Annotated in this window: 15 protein-coding genes and 1 rRNA gene; 1 reads left to right on the plus strand and 15 read right to left on the minus strand. The window is 41.3% G+C overall.

What is annotated here, in order from left to right; translation table 11 throughout:
* Positions 1–156 precede the first annotated feature (156 nt).
* The 3 genes from E2R51_RS18685 to metG all read right to left on the minus strand — a co-directional run bounded on the left by E2R51_RS18685 (position 157) and on the right by metG (position 4,912).
* On the minus strand, positions 157–1,473 hold the full coding sequence (locus E2R51_RS18685; RefSeq protein ID WP_133378597.1) for a G5 and 3D domain-containing protein: 1,317 nt from the start codon (positions 1,471–1,473) through the stop codon (positions 157–159).
* Positions 1,474–1,712: 239 nt separating this feature from the next.
* Entirely contained in the window at positions 1,713–2,477 is a 765-nt protein-coding gene (locus E2R51_RS18690; RefSeq protein WP_133378598.1) for a TatD family hydrolase, read from the minus strand.
* Positions 2,478–2,923: 446 nt separating this feature from the next.
* Positions 2,924–4,912: a methionine--tRNA ligase gene (gene metG, locus E2R51_RS18695; RefSeq protein ID WP_133378599.1), complete on the minus strand. Its 1,989-nt coding sequence runs from the start codon at positions 4,910–4,912 to the stop codon at positions 2,924–2,926.
* A 1,127-nt stretch (positions 4,913–6,039) separates the two neighbouring features.
* Between metG and E2R51_RS18700 the strand changes: the two genes are divergently transcribed.
* The gene (locus E2R51_RS18700; protein WP_041054547.1) at positions 6,040–6,321 is read left to right on the plus strand and encodes a transition state genes transcriptional regulator AbrB; all 282 of its coding nucleotides are present in this window, start codon (positions 6,040–6,042) and stop codon (positions 6,319–6,321) included.
* Between the two features lie 81 nt (positions 6,322–6,402).
* Here the strand turns inward: E2R51_RS18700 and rsmI are convergent, their stop codons facing one another.
* The 12 genes from rsmI to rrf all read right to left on the minus strand — a co-directional run bounded on the left by rsmI (position 6,403) and on the right by rrf (position 14,709).
* A complete protein-coding gene (gene rsmI / locus E2R51_RS18705; RefSeq protein ID WP_133378613.1) occupies positions 6,403–7,287 on the minus strand; it encodes a 16S rRNA (cytidine(1402)-2'-O)-methyltransferase in 885 nt (294 codons plus the stop codon).
* A complete protein-coding gene (locus E2R51_RS18710) occupies positions 7,265–7,555 on the minus strand; it encodes a GIY-YIG nuclease family protein (RefSeq protein ID WP_133378600.1) in 291 nt (96 codons plus the stop codon). The genes rsmI and E2R51_RS18710 overlap by 23 nt, the downstream gene beginning before the upstream one ends.
* Positions 7,539–8,282: a tRNA1(Val) (adenine(37)-N6)-methyltransferase gene (locus tag E2R51_RS18715; RefSeq protein WP_133378601.1), complete on the minus strand. Its 744-nt coding sequence runs from the start codon at positions 8,280–8,282 to the stop codon at positions 7,539–7,541. Before E2R51_RS18715 ends, E2R51_RS18710 begins: the two co-directional genes overlap by 17 nt.
* A gap of 123 nt (positions 8,283–8,405) precedes the next feature.
* Positions 8,406–8,771, minus strand: coding sequence for a DNA replication initiation control protein YabA (gene yabA, locus E2R51_RS18720; protein ID WP_133378602.1), 366 nt, complete (start codon positions 8,769–8,771; stop codon positions 8,406–8,408).
* Positions 8,772–8,784: 13 nt separating this feature from the next.
* The gene (locus tag E2R51_RS18725; RefSeq protein WP_133378603.1) at positions 8,785–9,612 is read right to left on the minus strand and encodes a PSP1 domain-containing protein; all 828 of its coding nucleotides are present in this window, start codon (positions 9,610–9,612) and stop codon (positions 8,785–8,787) included.
* Positions 9,605–10,609 carry a DNA polymerase III subunit delta' gene (gene holB, locus E2R51_RS18730; protein WP_133378604.1) on the minus strand — a complete coding sequence of 335 codons (1,005 nt, stop codon included), beginning with the start codon at positions 10,607–10,609 and terminating at the stop codon, positions 9,605–9,607. Before holB ends, E2R51_RS18725 begins: the two co-directional genes overlap by 8 nt.
* 13 nt (positions 10,610–10,622) lie before the next feature.
* Positions 10,623–11,063, minus strand: coding sequence for a YaaR family protein (locus E2R51_RS18735; RefSeq protein WP_133378605.1), 441 nt, complete (start codon positions 11,061–11,063; stop codon positions 10,623–10,625).
* A gap of 20 nt (positions 11,064–11,083) precedes the next feature.
* Complete coding sequence (locus E2R51_RS18740; RefSeq protein WP_133378606.1) at positions 11,084–11,413, minus strand: cyclic-di-AMP receptor; 330 nt, start codon at positions 11,411–11,413, stop codon at positions 11,084–11,086.
* Positions 11,414–11,515: 102 nt separating this feature from the next.
* On the minus strand, positions 11,516–12,148 hold the full coding sequence (tmk, locus tag E2R51_RS18745; protein WP_205703349.1) for a dTMP kinase: 633 nt from the start codon (positions 12,146–12,148) through the stop codon (positions 11,516–11,518).
* Positions 12,144–13,586 carry an aminotransferase class I/II-fold pyridoxal phosphate-dependent enzyme gene (locus tag E2R51_RS18750; protein WP_165967276.1) on the minus strand — a complete coding sequence of 481 codons (1,443 nt, stop codon included), beginning with the start codon at positions 13,584–13,586 and terminating at the stop codon, positions 12,144–12,146. Before E2R51_RS18750 ends, tmk begins: the two co-directional genes overlap by 5 nt.
* A 126-nt stretch (positions 13,587–13,712) precedes the next feature.
* Entirely contained in the window at positions 13,713–13,874 is a 162-nt protein-coding gene (locus E2R51_RS18755; protein WP_133378609.1) for a sigma factor G inhibitor Gin, read from the minus strand.
* A 719-nt stretch (positions 13,875–14,593) separates the two neighbouring features.
* A 5S ribosomal RNA gene (gene rrf / locus E2R51_RS18760) occupies positions 14,594–14,709 on the minus strand.
* Between the last annotated feature and the right edge of the window lie 9 nt (positions 14,710–14,718).

The following is a 14,718-nucleotide window of genomic DNA, read 5'->3' on the forward strand; positions in this document are numbered from 1 at the left end:
CAGCCTATTCATGTTTCTTCTATTATTAAAAGTGATCATTTCATCATTATTTTTATGGATATCTTCTTAGTATAAAACAAATCGCTGAAAAACACACAAAAAACAGGGAGATTGCTCACCCTGTTTCAGAGAATATAAATTATAGTATCGGTTCATTTACTGAAGAATTTTGATTTTCACTTGTCTGTTTCCCCATTGGAGAGCTTCTTCCTGAGAAGAAACAAAGACATCTATTTTATTCCCTTTTATTGCTCCCCCTGTATCGCCGGCAACAGCATATCCATATCCTTCTACATGCACTTTAGTGCCAAGCGGAATAACAGACGGATCCACGGCAATTACTTTTAAATCAGGATTGGCCTTTAAATTTATTCCTGTAGCAGTTATTCCTGAACAGCCATTGCAGGAAGCTGTATAAGCAGTGGAGGATACATACATCTCTTTCCCTTCACTCGATGATGCATCAGCCTTACTTGCAGCAGCGGTTTTAGCAGCAGTTGTTTGAGCAGGTTTTGCAGACGTTTTTGTTGCTTTGACAGTGTTGCTTGATGGAGCAGCTTCTGCCTTTTTATCTGGCTGTGCTCCGCGTGAAACATCTGCAACTAATACTTTCGTTCCAACTGAAACAATTTGATTTACACTTTCTCTAACCACTTTTTCTTTTTTAAGCTTACGTGACTTTTCTTTTCCATTTTCCTTCACGACTTCGTACGTTTTTTCCACAAGGCCTTTTTTGCCCTTTTGAACAACTTCTTCTGTTCCCGACGCAAGATCCTCATCTTTTTTTGTTTCAATCGCGAAGTCCTGTGGCTCTTCCAGCACATCGGTGACTTTTTCAACTCGGACAATCTTTACCTTAGCTCCTTCTGTTAATACAGTATCCTCAGATGGAGTAATGCGATCGTCTTTATTCAGCTTAATATCCTGCTGCTTTAAAAAGTCAGCGACAGTGATCGAAGTGGACCACTCCTTATGTTTTTTAGTGCCGTCAACAAACGTCCAGGCAAAAGCCTCTTCAAGCGTAATTTTCATCGATTCTTTTATTTCTGCATCCAAATCATGCGAAAGCTCATCAAGCTCCCCAACATCGATTTTTTCTTTACGTAAAAACTCTCCAACATTATCTGCTGTAGTAAATAATTGACGGGTTTCACCGCCAGCGTTAAATGATACCTGTTTTGCCGGTTTCCATCGGATTTTCATATCATGATAGACATCGGAATTTCCTTCTGGATATAAATAGTCCTGATCCTGCAGATCAATCTCTAATTCTGCAAAAATATCTTCTACGGTAGAGGCGTTTGTGCGTACCAATTGCTCTTCACCATTCAAAGACAGGGCAACAGTTTTTTTCATTCCTTCCTGGAATAAAAAACTGATGACTAGAACAAATACCGCAATGCTCACCAAACTGTAGACCCAATTTTTTTTGTTTGACTTTGGAAACAGGTTTTTCATGTTATTCGATTGCATGAAAAACTCCCCCTTTACCCGAGTGATCCAAAGACTTTTTAATGCCCTGTCACTCTCTTAATCTTCGTTTTTTCACTGTGCAGTGAACTATGTCCCATTATGCACAGCTAGATATAACGTGAAAAGAGTTTTTATTCGACAAGGCATAAAAGTGAAATGGTGAATTTTTAGGCATTATGTCGCACAAACGATCACAATACGCAGAAGAAAAACCAATCCTGTCTTCGTTTCACTGCTTTTTATATTTTAAATATCTTTTTAGCATTTTTTGTCGTTTGATTTCCTACTTCTTCAACAGTAATTCCTTTTAATTCAGCAATCTGTTCCGCGACCAATTTAACATAAGACGGCTCATTTCGTTTCCCGCGATACGGATGTGGCGCCAGGAAAGGAGCATCTGTTTCAATCAGCAAATGTTCCAAAGGGATTTCTGCTGCTACTTCCTTCGGTTTTTTCGCATTTTTAAATGTTACAGGTCCGCCCAAAGAAATCATAAAGTTCATGTCGATGCACTCTTTAGCTATCTCAACGCTGCCTCCGTAACAATGCATAATGCCGCCGACATCTGAAGCATTCTCTTCCCGTAAAATATCAACAACATCCTGGGTAGCATCACGATTATGTATCACAATTGGCAGGTCAACCCGTTTAGCTAATTGAATCTGCTTTTTGAATACTTCTTTCTGCACCGCTTTCGGTGATTTATCCCAGTAATAATCCAGCCCCGTCTCGCCAATTGCTACTACCTTAGGGTGGCTTGCAAGCTCTTCAATCCAGGACAAATCCTCATCTGTCATATCAATGGCATCTACCGGGTGCCAGCCGACCGAAGCGTAGATAAATTCATAGGTCTCTGCCAGCTCCATCGCCTTCTTAATTGTCGGCCGATCAAAACCAACAACAGTCATCCACTCGATACCATTTTCTTTTGCCCGGTTGATCACTTCAACAACATCATCCTCAAACTGATCGGCATTCAAATGTACATGTGTGTCAAATAACATAAATAGTCGCTCCTTTAGCAGCAAATTTAGTTTAGTAGAAAACTTCATGACTTACATCACAGTTATGTAACAATCTCATAACAAATCAGTCACAATATTAATGTGAATGATTCACAATGTTAATCATATGACAAAATATTTACGTTTCAACTTTGAGTAAAAATAGATTTAATATAGTAATCAAACGGTTTAAACGCCTTTATAACAGCTTATAAAATAAATATTCGCTTAAAAATGTTATTCTGCTATAAATAAATTAAAATGAAGCTTTCATAAGTCGACAGTACCACTTTTACGTAAAAATAGTGTTGTTTTATAGGTGTAAAATCATACATTCTATTCAGATTACGAAATTATTACAAAGATGTAACATTAAATTCGCACCTCTAAAAATGAAATGAAGGAACTTGACGTAATGCCAAGTTCCTTCGTTTTTACATTAAGTTTTATTTTACTCTGGCTCCGTTTTGCAGTGATTCAGCTACTTGTGCCAGTGCTAGGACACCATCTTTTTCTCCCGCCAAAATCATTCCTTGAGAAAGTTCCCCTCTTAATTTCACCGGTTTCAAGTTTGTTACGCAGATCACTTTTTTCCCAATAAGATCTTTAGGCTGATAAAATTTTGCGATTCCAGAGACAACCTGGCGCTTTTCAAACCCTAAATCTAATTGCAGTTTTAACAGTTTATCTGTTTTTTTAACCGGCTCTGCGTCTGTTACAGTGGCAACACGCAAATCTACCTTCATGAAATCATCTATTGCGATTTCTTCTTCTAATTCAATTATTTCTTCCTTTGGCTCTTCTGATTGAGCTGGACCGGTCATTTTTCCTTGAATATAAGCAACCTCATCCTCAACTTCCAGTCGTGGAAAGATTGGTTCCCCCTTGGCGACTACCTTAACACCAGCTGGAATGGCTCCAAATTGATCTAAGCTTTCCCACGACAAGTATTTCTCATCATGCAGCTGCAGCTGTTGTAAAATAAACGCTGGAGTCTGAGTCAGGAAAGGCTGGAGCAAAACAGCAATCCGGCGAAGCGTTTCTGCAAGATGGTTCATAACATTTCCAAGCTCATCTTTTTTGCTTTCGTCCTTAGCCAGTATCCAGGGCTGAGTTTCATCAATGTATTTATTTGTGCGGCTAATCAGCTGCCAGATTGTAGACAGGGCAACTGAGAACTCCATTTTTTCCATTGAATCCTGGTAGTTCTCCACTGTCGACTCGTTTAAAGCGAGCAGCTGTCGGTCGAACTGGCCGTTTGATTCTTTGTACACAGGAATTTCACCATCAAAATATTTGTTAATCATAGCTACTGTCCGATTTAGCAAGTTGCCCAAATCATTTGCGAGATCAAAATTAATGCGTTCTACAAATCCTTCAGGTGTAAAGATGCCATCTGAACCAAACGGAACTTCACGAAGCAGATAATAGCGAAGGGCATCCAGTCCGTAACGGTCAATTAACGTTACAGGGTCTACCACATTCCCTTTGGATTTCGACATTTTTCCATCCTTCATTAGCAGCCAGCCGTGTGCAAATACCTTCTTTGGCAAAGGAAGGTCAAGGGCCATCAACATAATCGGCCAATAAATTGTATGGAAGCGAACAATTTCTTTACTCATTAAATGTACATTTGCCGGCCAAAACTGCTTAAAGCGCTCTTCATTTTCCGAGCCATATCCTAACGCAGTAATATAGTTAGATAAAGCATCAATCCATACATAGACTACATGCTTCGGATCTCCAGGCACTTTCACGCCCCAGTCAAAGGTAGTGCGCGATACCGCCAGATCTTCAAGACCGGGTTTAATAAAATTGTTAATCATTTCATTTTTTCGTGACTCTGGCTGAATGAATTCAGGATTTTGCTCGTAATATTTCATTAACCGGTCTGCGTATTTACTCATACGGAAGAAATAGGATTCTTCACGCACTTTTTGAACAGGATGGCCGCTGTCGGGACTCTTGCCGCCTAAGACATTTCCATCAGCATCCAGCTCTTTGTCTTCGAGTTGTGTCTCTGTATAAAAAGTTTCATCAGGGATTGAATACCAGCCTTCATATTCCCCTAAATAAATATCACCTTGGTCTACTAACTTTTTAAAGATTTTTTCGACAACGTCCTTATGACGCTTTTCGGTTGTGCGAATAAAATCATCATATGAGATCTCCATTGTCTTCCAAAGATCTTGAATTCCCTCTACAATTTCATCTACATATTGCTGTGGAGAAACCCCTTTTTCATTTGCTTTCTCCTGGATTTTCTGGCCATGCTCGTCCGTTCCAGTCAGATACATGACATCAAATCCACGCAAACGTTTGTACCGGGCCATCGCATCGCCTGCCACTGTTGTATAGGCATGGCCAATATGTAACTTGCCACTCGGGTAATAAATTGGAGTCGTAATATAAAACGTTTTTTTAGACTGACTCACCGAAAATCCTCCTCACATCACTTCGCATTTACAGTCAGAAAACCACTTCTGACACGCATTCATATGCTAAAAAATATACCCGAAAAACAACACTAATGCAACCAATGAAAGCGGAAGGCGCTCGTCCAGCCCCGACAAGCATAAGACGCGCTGTCCCAGTGGACGCCCTATGTCCACTTGGTCAGCGTGGCTTATGACCTCGAGGGGCTAGCGCCTGGAGCTGGATAAATGAAAGCGGAAGCGGGCGTTGAGCTCCGACAGACGTAAGGCGCACTGCACAGAAAGGCGCTTTTTGCCTTTTGGGCAGTGTGACTTACGATCCGAGGAGCTGCCCGCTGCAGCTGGACAAATTGAAAGCGGAAGCGGGCGTTGAGGGGCGACAAGCACAAGACGAAAGCGGACAGAAGGCGCCCTTTGCCTTCCGTCTGTTTTTGGCTTGTGACCTCGAGCCCCTGCCCGCTGCAGCTGGACAAATTGAAAGCGGAAGGCGCTCGTCCAGCCCCGACAAGCATAAGACGCGCTGTCCCAGTGGACGCCCTATGTCCACTTGGTCAGCGTGGCTTATGACCTCGAGGGGCTAGCGCCTGCAGCTGGACAATAGAAAAGCGGAAGCGGGCGTTAAGCTCCGACAGACGTAAGACGCACTGCACTGAAAGGCGCTTTTTGCCTTTTGGGGAGGAGAAAACCGAATGTGCAGAAATATAACTATAGTACAAATTAAGCCCAGCTCTATATTTTTTACAAATCCATACTATATAACTACTTTTCCAAACCTGTATATACGTGTATGGATTGTAGTAATATCCACGATGTACCAATTTGTCGAACTCAGTGAAGATAAATGAGTAATTTGTCGAACAGGACAATAGTTTGAATTAAAACTATTTCATTTACACTTACATATATTTCATGATATAGTGAATTATGTAGAAGTAAATAATTGTTAATCGAATTTAAAGCTTGCAATGACAAGGATTTTCAATACTGAAATATTTATAAGAACTACTTTAATTTATTTATTGACGTATATGGGAAACGTTGGTATGATGTTAGCACAGAGAGAAATTTGTCGAATATTGACGAAAAAGGGAAGATTATAATAAACCACTTGAGAGGGGATATTTAATATGAAATCAACAGGAATCGTTCGTAAGGTAGATGAATTAGGTCGTGTGGTAATTCCAATCGAGCTTCGCCGTACATTGGGAATTGCAGAGAAAGACGCTTTGGAAATCTATGTAGATGATGAAAAAATCATCCTAAAAAAATATAAACCTAGCATGACTTGTCAAATCACTGGTGAGGTATCTGATGATAACCTTAAACTTGCTGGTGGAAAACTAGTTCTTAGCCGTGAAGGTGCAGAATTACTTATTAAAGAAATTCAAAACAATCTTCAAGACGCATAAGAATCTGCTATTATTCATACCAACAATATAAGCCTGTTTGAGTTAATACTCAAACAGGCTTCTTTTTATCTTCAGCGAAGGCTATTCCACATGATAGGATTGATAAATATCCCGCTTTGCTACACCGCGGTCTTTTGCTGCTTCTTTGATCGCTTCCTTCGATGAAAACTCCCGTTGATTAATATAATGATTTACATGCTCGACAACTGTTAATGTCTCCCACCAGCTGTTCTCGCTGGCATCTTTTTGCCAAACCTCTTTTGCTGCACCCTCTATTATTAGACAGAATTCTCCACGGAGTTCTGTCGCCTCTGCCCATTCTAATCCCTCTTCTACTGTGCCGCGAACAAATTCTTCAAACTTCTTTGTTAGTTCTCTCGATATAACAATACGTCTGTTTGCTCCAAGGGCAGTCACCATTTCTTTTAGTGTCTCTTTTAAACGGTGAGGGGATTCGTACAAAATAAATGTGGCTGGCATCGTTGATAAAAAAGCAAGCTCTTCTCTTTTTTCTTTTTTTCCTCGAGATAAAAAACCATAGTAATAAAATGGCTGCGGCACCAGGCCTGAGGCGATAAGTGAAGTGAGAGCAGCGTTTGCGCCAGGTAAAGGAACAACATTTATACTTTCCTTCAGGGCTTCTTGCACTAATTCATATCCCGGGTCAGAAATGCAGGGCATTCCCGCATCACTTACCAATGCCACTTGTTCCCCGCTAAGAAGCCTATCAATTAGTTTTTTTCCGCTCGTTTCCTTATTATGTTCATGGTAGCTGACCACATGGGTTGTTATTTCAAAATAATTACATAGCTTCTTTGTATTGCGAGTATCCTCGGCAGCGATTATATCAGCATCTTTTAAAAGACGAATCGCCCTGAATGTCATATCCTCTAAATTACCAATTGGGGTCGGCACTAAGTACAACCGTCCTTCCTGTACATCTTTAAAGCTTTGCTGTGTTTGAATCATGGAGGCTCCCCTTTTCAAGAAGATAGTTTTCTTTTTTTGTTCTGGAAAATTGCTTAAACGCATATTCAGCCTGCATAGCGGCCCGTTTTGTTTCAAACAGCTCTGAATGGAGAAGTGATGCCGGCAGCCGGGTGCGTGTATATTTTGAGGCTTTTCCTTCATTATGCTGGAGCAAACGCCTTGAAAGATCAATGGTATATCCTGCGTAATAGGATCCGTCTGCACAAAGCAGTACATAAAAATAGTGTTTATGCGCGGTCTCCATATAAGATCTCCTTTAACTCTTTTGTATATTCGCCATTTTCTTCATAGACATAAAGGGGCGGCAGAATTTTCACATCTGCTTTTCCATGCTTAATTCCTTCTATTAATATAGTGTTTGCTTCCTTGCCCATTTTCGGATAGACAAACTGAATGCGCTTTGGTTCTATCCGGTACTTTCTCATTAACGTAATTAAATCTAGAAGACGGCCGGGACGGTGTACAAAAGCAGCTTTTCCTCCCTGCTTTAGCAAATCACTGCTAGCTTTGACCGTATCCTCGAGTGTACACATGATTTCATGCCGGGCAATGGCAAAGTGTTCATTTATATTTTTTTCTTCGTCAGAAGGAGTTAAAAAATACGGAGGATTACATGTAACAACATCGTGCTTTGCATAACCCAGTATAGGGGCTGCCACCTTCAGATCTTCGTGGAGCATACCCAGCTGGTGGCTCAGTCCATTATGTTCGATGCTGCGGACAGCCATATCATACAGCCTTTGCTGAATCTCAACTCCTGTTATCTTTCCCTTTGTCCGTGTGCTCAATAATAATGGAATGACTCCATTTCCTGAACATAAATCAATCAAGCTTCCCTTTTGTATAGGTACATACACAAAACGGGCAAGCAGCACTGCATCCAGAGAAAAAGCAAAAACAGAAGGACTTTGGATAATAGACAAATCCTCTGCCAATAAATAATCCAAACGTTCGTCTCCTATTAACTGCATATGTACACCTCCATCTTACTCCATAAAAAAGAGCCCAACGCCTGTTCCCAGAATTTCCTGATGCACGTTTGTACATAAGAAATTGACATGGTAACAATACGCCAGCCCCCAATTACTAAATGTTTATTTTTTATTTAAAAATGACAGACAGAATAAGCAATCTTCGTCTTTGCGAGGGCTTCCAAAATGAATATTACAAATATGGAAGCCTTCCTGATACAGTCTGGCCAGATTGTCGTATCCTTCTCCAATATCCGAGACCTGTTCCACAAGATCTTTTTTATTCCCGCCGTTTTTAGAACTGCGTTTGCTTCTGGAGCTTTCCAGTTGCTCCAAACGCCGTCGCAAATGATCGTTTTCAATCTGCAGGGAATGGTTTTCTTCCATCATCTCAGCAAGATGCTGCTTTAACTCACCCAGCTGCTGATATAAATGACCTATTTGCTGCTCCATATTGGTGACAGAATCAAAGAACTCCTTCTTATCCACGAACTCCACCTCATTACTCTGTGGCTTGAATTGATGCGATATCGTTATTCATAATTTCTTCCAGCGTATATTCTAAGGTCCGGTCCTGCCCCTTCATCTCAATTTGGAGAACGCGTTCAAGCATGTTCAAGCCGATCACTTTCCCTTTGCCTTCAGGTGTTTGGACAAACTGCCCAAGATCAGGCATTTCCTCTTTTGCTGCTTCGTATTCATCATTTTCATACTTTAAGCAGCACATCAGGCGGCCGCATAATCCGGAGATTTTAGCGGGGTTTAAGGAAAGATTCTGGTCTTTGGCCATTTTGATTGACACCGGTTCAAAATCTCCTAAAAAAGTTGAGCAGCACAGCATGCGTCCGCATGGACCGATTCCGCCTAACATTTTGGCTTCATCCCGAACACCAATCTGTCTCAATTCAATACGGGTTCTGAATACAGAGGCTAAATCTTTTACAAGGTTTCGGAAGTCAACTCGTCCGTCAGCTGTAAAATAAAAAATTACTTTATTACGATCGAATGTATACTCCACATCGACAAGCTTCATATCTAAATCATGCTCACTAATTTTGCTTGAGCAAACTTCGTAGGCATGTATTGCTTCTTCTTTATTTTCCTGTACAGATAAACGGTCTTTTTGATCAGCTACCCGTACGACCTTCTTCAATGGCAGGACAACGTCATTTTCATCAACCTTTTTGACGTCTACAACAACTTTCCCGTATTCCACTCCACGCACAGTTTCAACTATGACATAATCGTCCTTCATTAGCTGAAGCTGGTTAGGATCGAAATAATATATTTTGCCCGCTTTTTTAAAGCGAACGCCAACTACATCATACAAGTGCAGATCCCCCCTGCAATTTAAGCATCAGCTGCTCCATTAGCAGCTGTGTGTTCATATTTTGGTGCAACTTTCTTTTGGCTTCTAAAATCGTGTTCAATTGTTCCGACAACTGTGCTGTCGATGTGTGAAGCGCATCTTTTTGAAAGTCTTCAAGCTGATCAGGATAAGAAAGATGGTTGAGCTTGTCCGTCTGGATGTAAAGGAGATCTTTATATATATGAAGAAACAAGTCTAATGATTGTTCTATTTGTTCTTTTTCTTTAAAATGCGTCAGAAAATCGCTTTGAAGACGCGTCATTGCTTCAAAGGGATGATCCTTTTGCACTTCATACAATTTTAACATGATTTTTCGCGCTTGTACAAACCACTCATCCGAACTTAATCGAATTGCTTCTTCCTGCTCGTTCGTAAGTTTGGATAAAAGAGCTGCCATCGTAGGATGGACCCCTTCTTTTATTAACCGTTCTTTGAAAAGAATAGGCGCGAGTGATTGAAATGCCACATGCTGACATCTTGATAAGATCGTTGGCAGCATTTGATGCATTTGTTCTGTAATCAAAATGGCGGTTGTCGAGGGATGCGGCTCCTCTAAAAATTTTAATAATGAGTTTGCAGCCTGAACCGTCATTTTATCAGCAAAATTAATAATATAAGCTTTTCTTTTGGATTCAACCCCTGATTTGCTGAACTCTTCCTGTAAAGATTTTACCTGGTCTTTTTTTATTGACAGCCCATCCGGCTCCACCAGATGAACGTCGGGATGATTCCCATTCGCAATACGCTGACACTGGTCACATTCACCGCAGCGAATTCCTTCGACGGGCTTTCGGCAAAAAAGCCCTTGAGCCAAAAACAAAGCCATTTCTTTTTTACCTGTGCCGCGGGCCCCCTCAAATAAATAGGCATGCGCGACACGGTTTTTCACCATGCTGTTTACCAATGTTTGGGCAGCGAGCGGCTGCCATTGCTTTAACTCATCCCAGGTTGCAGGCATTACAATCCCTCTTCTACATATATAAATTAATTAGCAAACCTTTAATTTCACCAATTTTTTTTAAAATTTGGATTGACTTATTTTCATTATCCATAAGTGCATTTGTTAATTCCATCAGTTTTTGATCAATCGTTTCAACAGTTTGCAGCGTTTTTCCTTCTCCATACTGATTCCACGATTTAGACTGTTTTAAATTCATGCCATAGTCTGCCGATTCTTTAATAAATCTTCTGACAAGAGATTTAAACTTAGTTAGATCTCTAAGATTACGTGAACGGTCTACCCGGCTGCCTGCTAGTGCGATCTCATCCATCAGCCGGGCAAGCTGCTCACTTTGCAATTTTTGACCCTGACGGCTTACCAGATCACCGAACAGGTTCTGGTCATTTACTAATGGTTGCTGGCCCTTGGCCTGCAGATCAACGTTCATACGAAGATCATGGTTAATTTTCATAACTGCCACTCACTCCGGCATTAAAATTGATGGAATTGCTCAATCGGTAATACGAAGACTGTCGCTCCGCCAACCTCGACTTCTACTGGATAAGGAATGTAAGAATCTGCATTTCCCCCCATTGGAGAAACAGGCGCTACCATCTGTTCACGAGATCGGCAGCTTTCGTTTATAACCTGAAGTGCTTTATCAACACGCGTATCTTCAGTACCAATCATAAATGTGGTATTTCCGGATTTTAAAAATCCGCCTGTGCTTGCAAGCTTTGTGGCACGGAAATTGTTTTTCATAAGTGCAGTGGACAGCCGGCTGCTATCTTGATCTTGTACTACAGCGACAACAAGTTTCATTAAATCCACCCTCTCTCTTTACTAATTGGTTTCTTTTTCTTATTTCTATTATAACAAGAATGGTAAAGCTTTAGTAAATCATTCTAAATTACTTATAACAGCCTATGCGTCGTTTATAATTCCCGTGATCACAGCAAGAACTTGTTTTTCTACATCTTGTATTGACCTGCTTGCATCAATTACTTTTATTCGTTCAGGAAAACGTTGTATTAACTGCTGGTACCCCTCATAAACCCTTTCATGAAAAGAGTTTCCCTCAAGATCAAGCCGGTTTACTTCCCGACCTTCATTTTGAGCGATTCGCATAAGACCTGCTGCAGGATTAATATCGAAGAACAGGGTACAATCAGGCATCATGTCGCCAATAGCAAACTGGTTAATACTCCATACCTCATCAATCCCCAGACCTCTTGCGTATCCCTGATAGGCAAGTGAACTGTCGATAAACCGGTCACAAATAACCACCTTGTTATCTTCTAAAGCAGGGAGTACCTTTTCAATTAAATGCTGGCGGCGTGCTGCAGCATACAATAGTGCTTCGGTTCGGCTGTCCATTGTAGTATGGGACGGGTTTAAAATAATATGACGTATTTTTTCGGCAATATCAATCCCACCGGGTTCGCGCGTAAGCAATACATCATACCCCAGCCTTAATAAATCCATTTCAATATTTTTGATTACAGTTGTTTTCCCGGCACCTTCAGGCCCTTCAACTGTAATGAACTTTCCTTTAATCATTGCTTTCCTCCATAACTTGTACGACCTTTATTTCGCCAGAGTCGATTCGATTTTCTCCTTGGATCCGTATCCCTTTTCCTTTCCATGCAGCCAGCTGATTTATTTTATTCTCAGATAATCTTTCACCAGCAATGACAAATGGTATACCAGGGGGATAAGGCACAATGGATTCAGCAGCAATTCTACCAGCTGCTTTTTTGATATTTATCCAGTGCGATGGGGCATTTTCTGCTCTGTTGAGCTCAAGGTCAAGCTCTGTAATCGATTCTTGTTCCTGAAGAGTAATATAATCTGGGAATATATCTCCGGCAACAGGAGTCTGATCCGTAATTTGATCCATCGCCATGATCATCCGACTAAAAGAATCGTCATAGGACACATTCTCTTGTAAAAGCGGGAGGATCATCAGTACTTGAAGCAAATCAGCCAATTCGATATAGATACTGTACCGCTCCAGTAATTTCTGCAGTTCATACCCAGTATACCCATTAACTCTCAGAACCAATTTTAACGGGTCCTCTGGCTCGATAACCGTTACTGTTGGGAGCTTTCTTAATTTATTTACAAAGCTGTTGCGTTTGCTTATAAAGCTGTTTATATCCTCTTGTGAAAAAGCAGCCAAATAAGCTCTTGCACTATCCAGTGAAGCCATAATTGGATACGACGGACTGCTTGATTGCAGCATGCTCAGAATGCTTTCTACTTTCCTTTGGTCAACCCTGTCTGAACCAATGTGCAAATAAGAGCCCATTGTCATAGCCGGCAGCGTTTTATGTGCTGATTGAACGACCATGTCAGCCCCCAGGCGAAGAGCAGATGGAGGAAAAGGACGACCAAGTGTTAAGTGTGCCCCGTGGGCTTCATCGACCAGCACGAGTATGCCTTTCTTATGGGCTGTTTCAATAAGTGCATCAATGGGATACGTATGACCATAGTATGTCGGATACGTGATCACCAAAGCTTTTACATTCGAGTATTGCTTAACAGCTTTTTCAAGTACATCAGAGGAAATTCCAGCAGGAGTATGTGTGGCCGGATGAATTTCCGGCTGTAAAAAAACAGGACGAACCCGGCTTAATGCGCAGGCATTTATAATTGATTTATGACTGTTGCTTGCTATTAAAACGATATCACCCGGATCACAAGTTCCAAGCAGCATAGTAATGTTCCCAACTGTCGTCCCATTTACCAAAAAATAGCTGGATCTTGATTGATAATGGCTTTTTAGCAGCTCCATCGATTCTTTTATCGGACCTTCAGGCGAATGAAGATCGTCCAAAGAGGTCAGTTCCGTTGCATCATATCGGCCCAGATTCTGGAGAAGACCCGAACCATCAAGAGCTCCATGTTTATGGCCAGGTACATGAAAGGACACGGGGTCACTTTCAGCAAATTTAGTTAAAGCCTCTACTAAAGGCATGCGTTTTTGATTCATCATCAGTCACCTATCTTTACTTACACTTGATTGTACCATCTCGCCTGCTATTAAGAAATGTGCGCATGGCATAAAAAATAACCAAGCACACAATCTACTTGGTTATTTCTCTTTTAACTTTGTATATTAATCCGCAGAATCTCTTCTTAAAATATAAATCCAGCGATCATATGCCCGATCGTCTGTTTTCATTGTAATTAAGGACTGTTCACACCAGGAACAAATTAATTTGTTTTGTAATTGAATTCCTCTTTTATAACGCCTGCGGCAAGCTTTGCACACTCTCATTCCACTCCACTCCTCCACTTCTCGATGTGTTATATCATCAAGTATGGACACGAAAATATGAATCTAATCCTATATATAATATTCGCGGACCATAATAATGTGCCTAGTATTTTATCTTCCTGACAAATCTTTAATGGCATAATTTTTACATAGCTGAAAATACAGGGGTGTAAGCCTTTTAGGCTAGTGTATTTACTGAAGAGCAGTGAAAAATTGCACAAAAGAGGGGGCCGGTTCATTTCCGCTGCAGGCGGAGGCTTTCCGCGGGGCGTGCGGTGAGCCTCCTCGAGCTTTCAGCTCTGCGGGGTCTCACCTGTCACGCTGCATCCCGCAGGAGTCCCCGCCTTCCGCTCCAATGAACCTATGTGTTCGAACTTTTAGTGGTTAATCGTTAATCCAAATGGAAATGAATCAGCCCAAGGTTGTTGGTTTAATAAAGAATAAAAGAACTAGTACAGAAGAAAAGAAAAACATTCCCCACAAGGAACGGTTCTTTACTGGCCAAGCGTACTCTCACAGAAGAATTTCCAATTACCATCGGCGCTGGGCTCTGGCTTCCGATCCGCTTCGAATCTCTGCGTCGGCTTCGCTCATTTGTTCCCTCCCGTCCTCGACCTTATCATTCTCGAAATCCTCACACGCTTGGAACCAAAGGATTTTGTTTAAGTATTAATGCATAAAAAGAACCGCTCCACAGGGGAACGGTTCTTTTTTTTAGTGCCTAGCGACGTCCTACTCTCACAGGGGGAGACCCCCAACTACCATCGGCGCTGAAGAGCTTAACTTCCGTGTTCGGCATGGGAACGGGTGTGACCTCTTCGCTATCATCACTAGACGCTATTAG

The sequence above is a fragment of the Jeotgalibacillus sp. S-D1 genome (assembly GCF_004358665.1).
In the GTDB taxonomy this organism is placed as follows: Bacteria; Bacillota; Bacilli; order Bacillales; family Jeotgalibacillaceae; genus Jeotgalibacillus.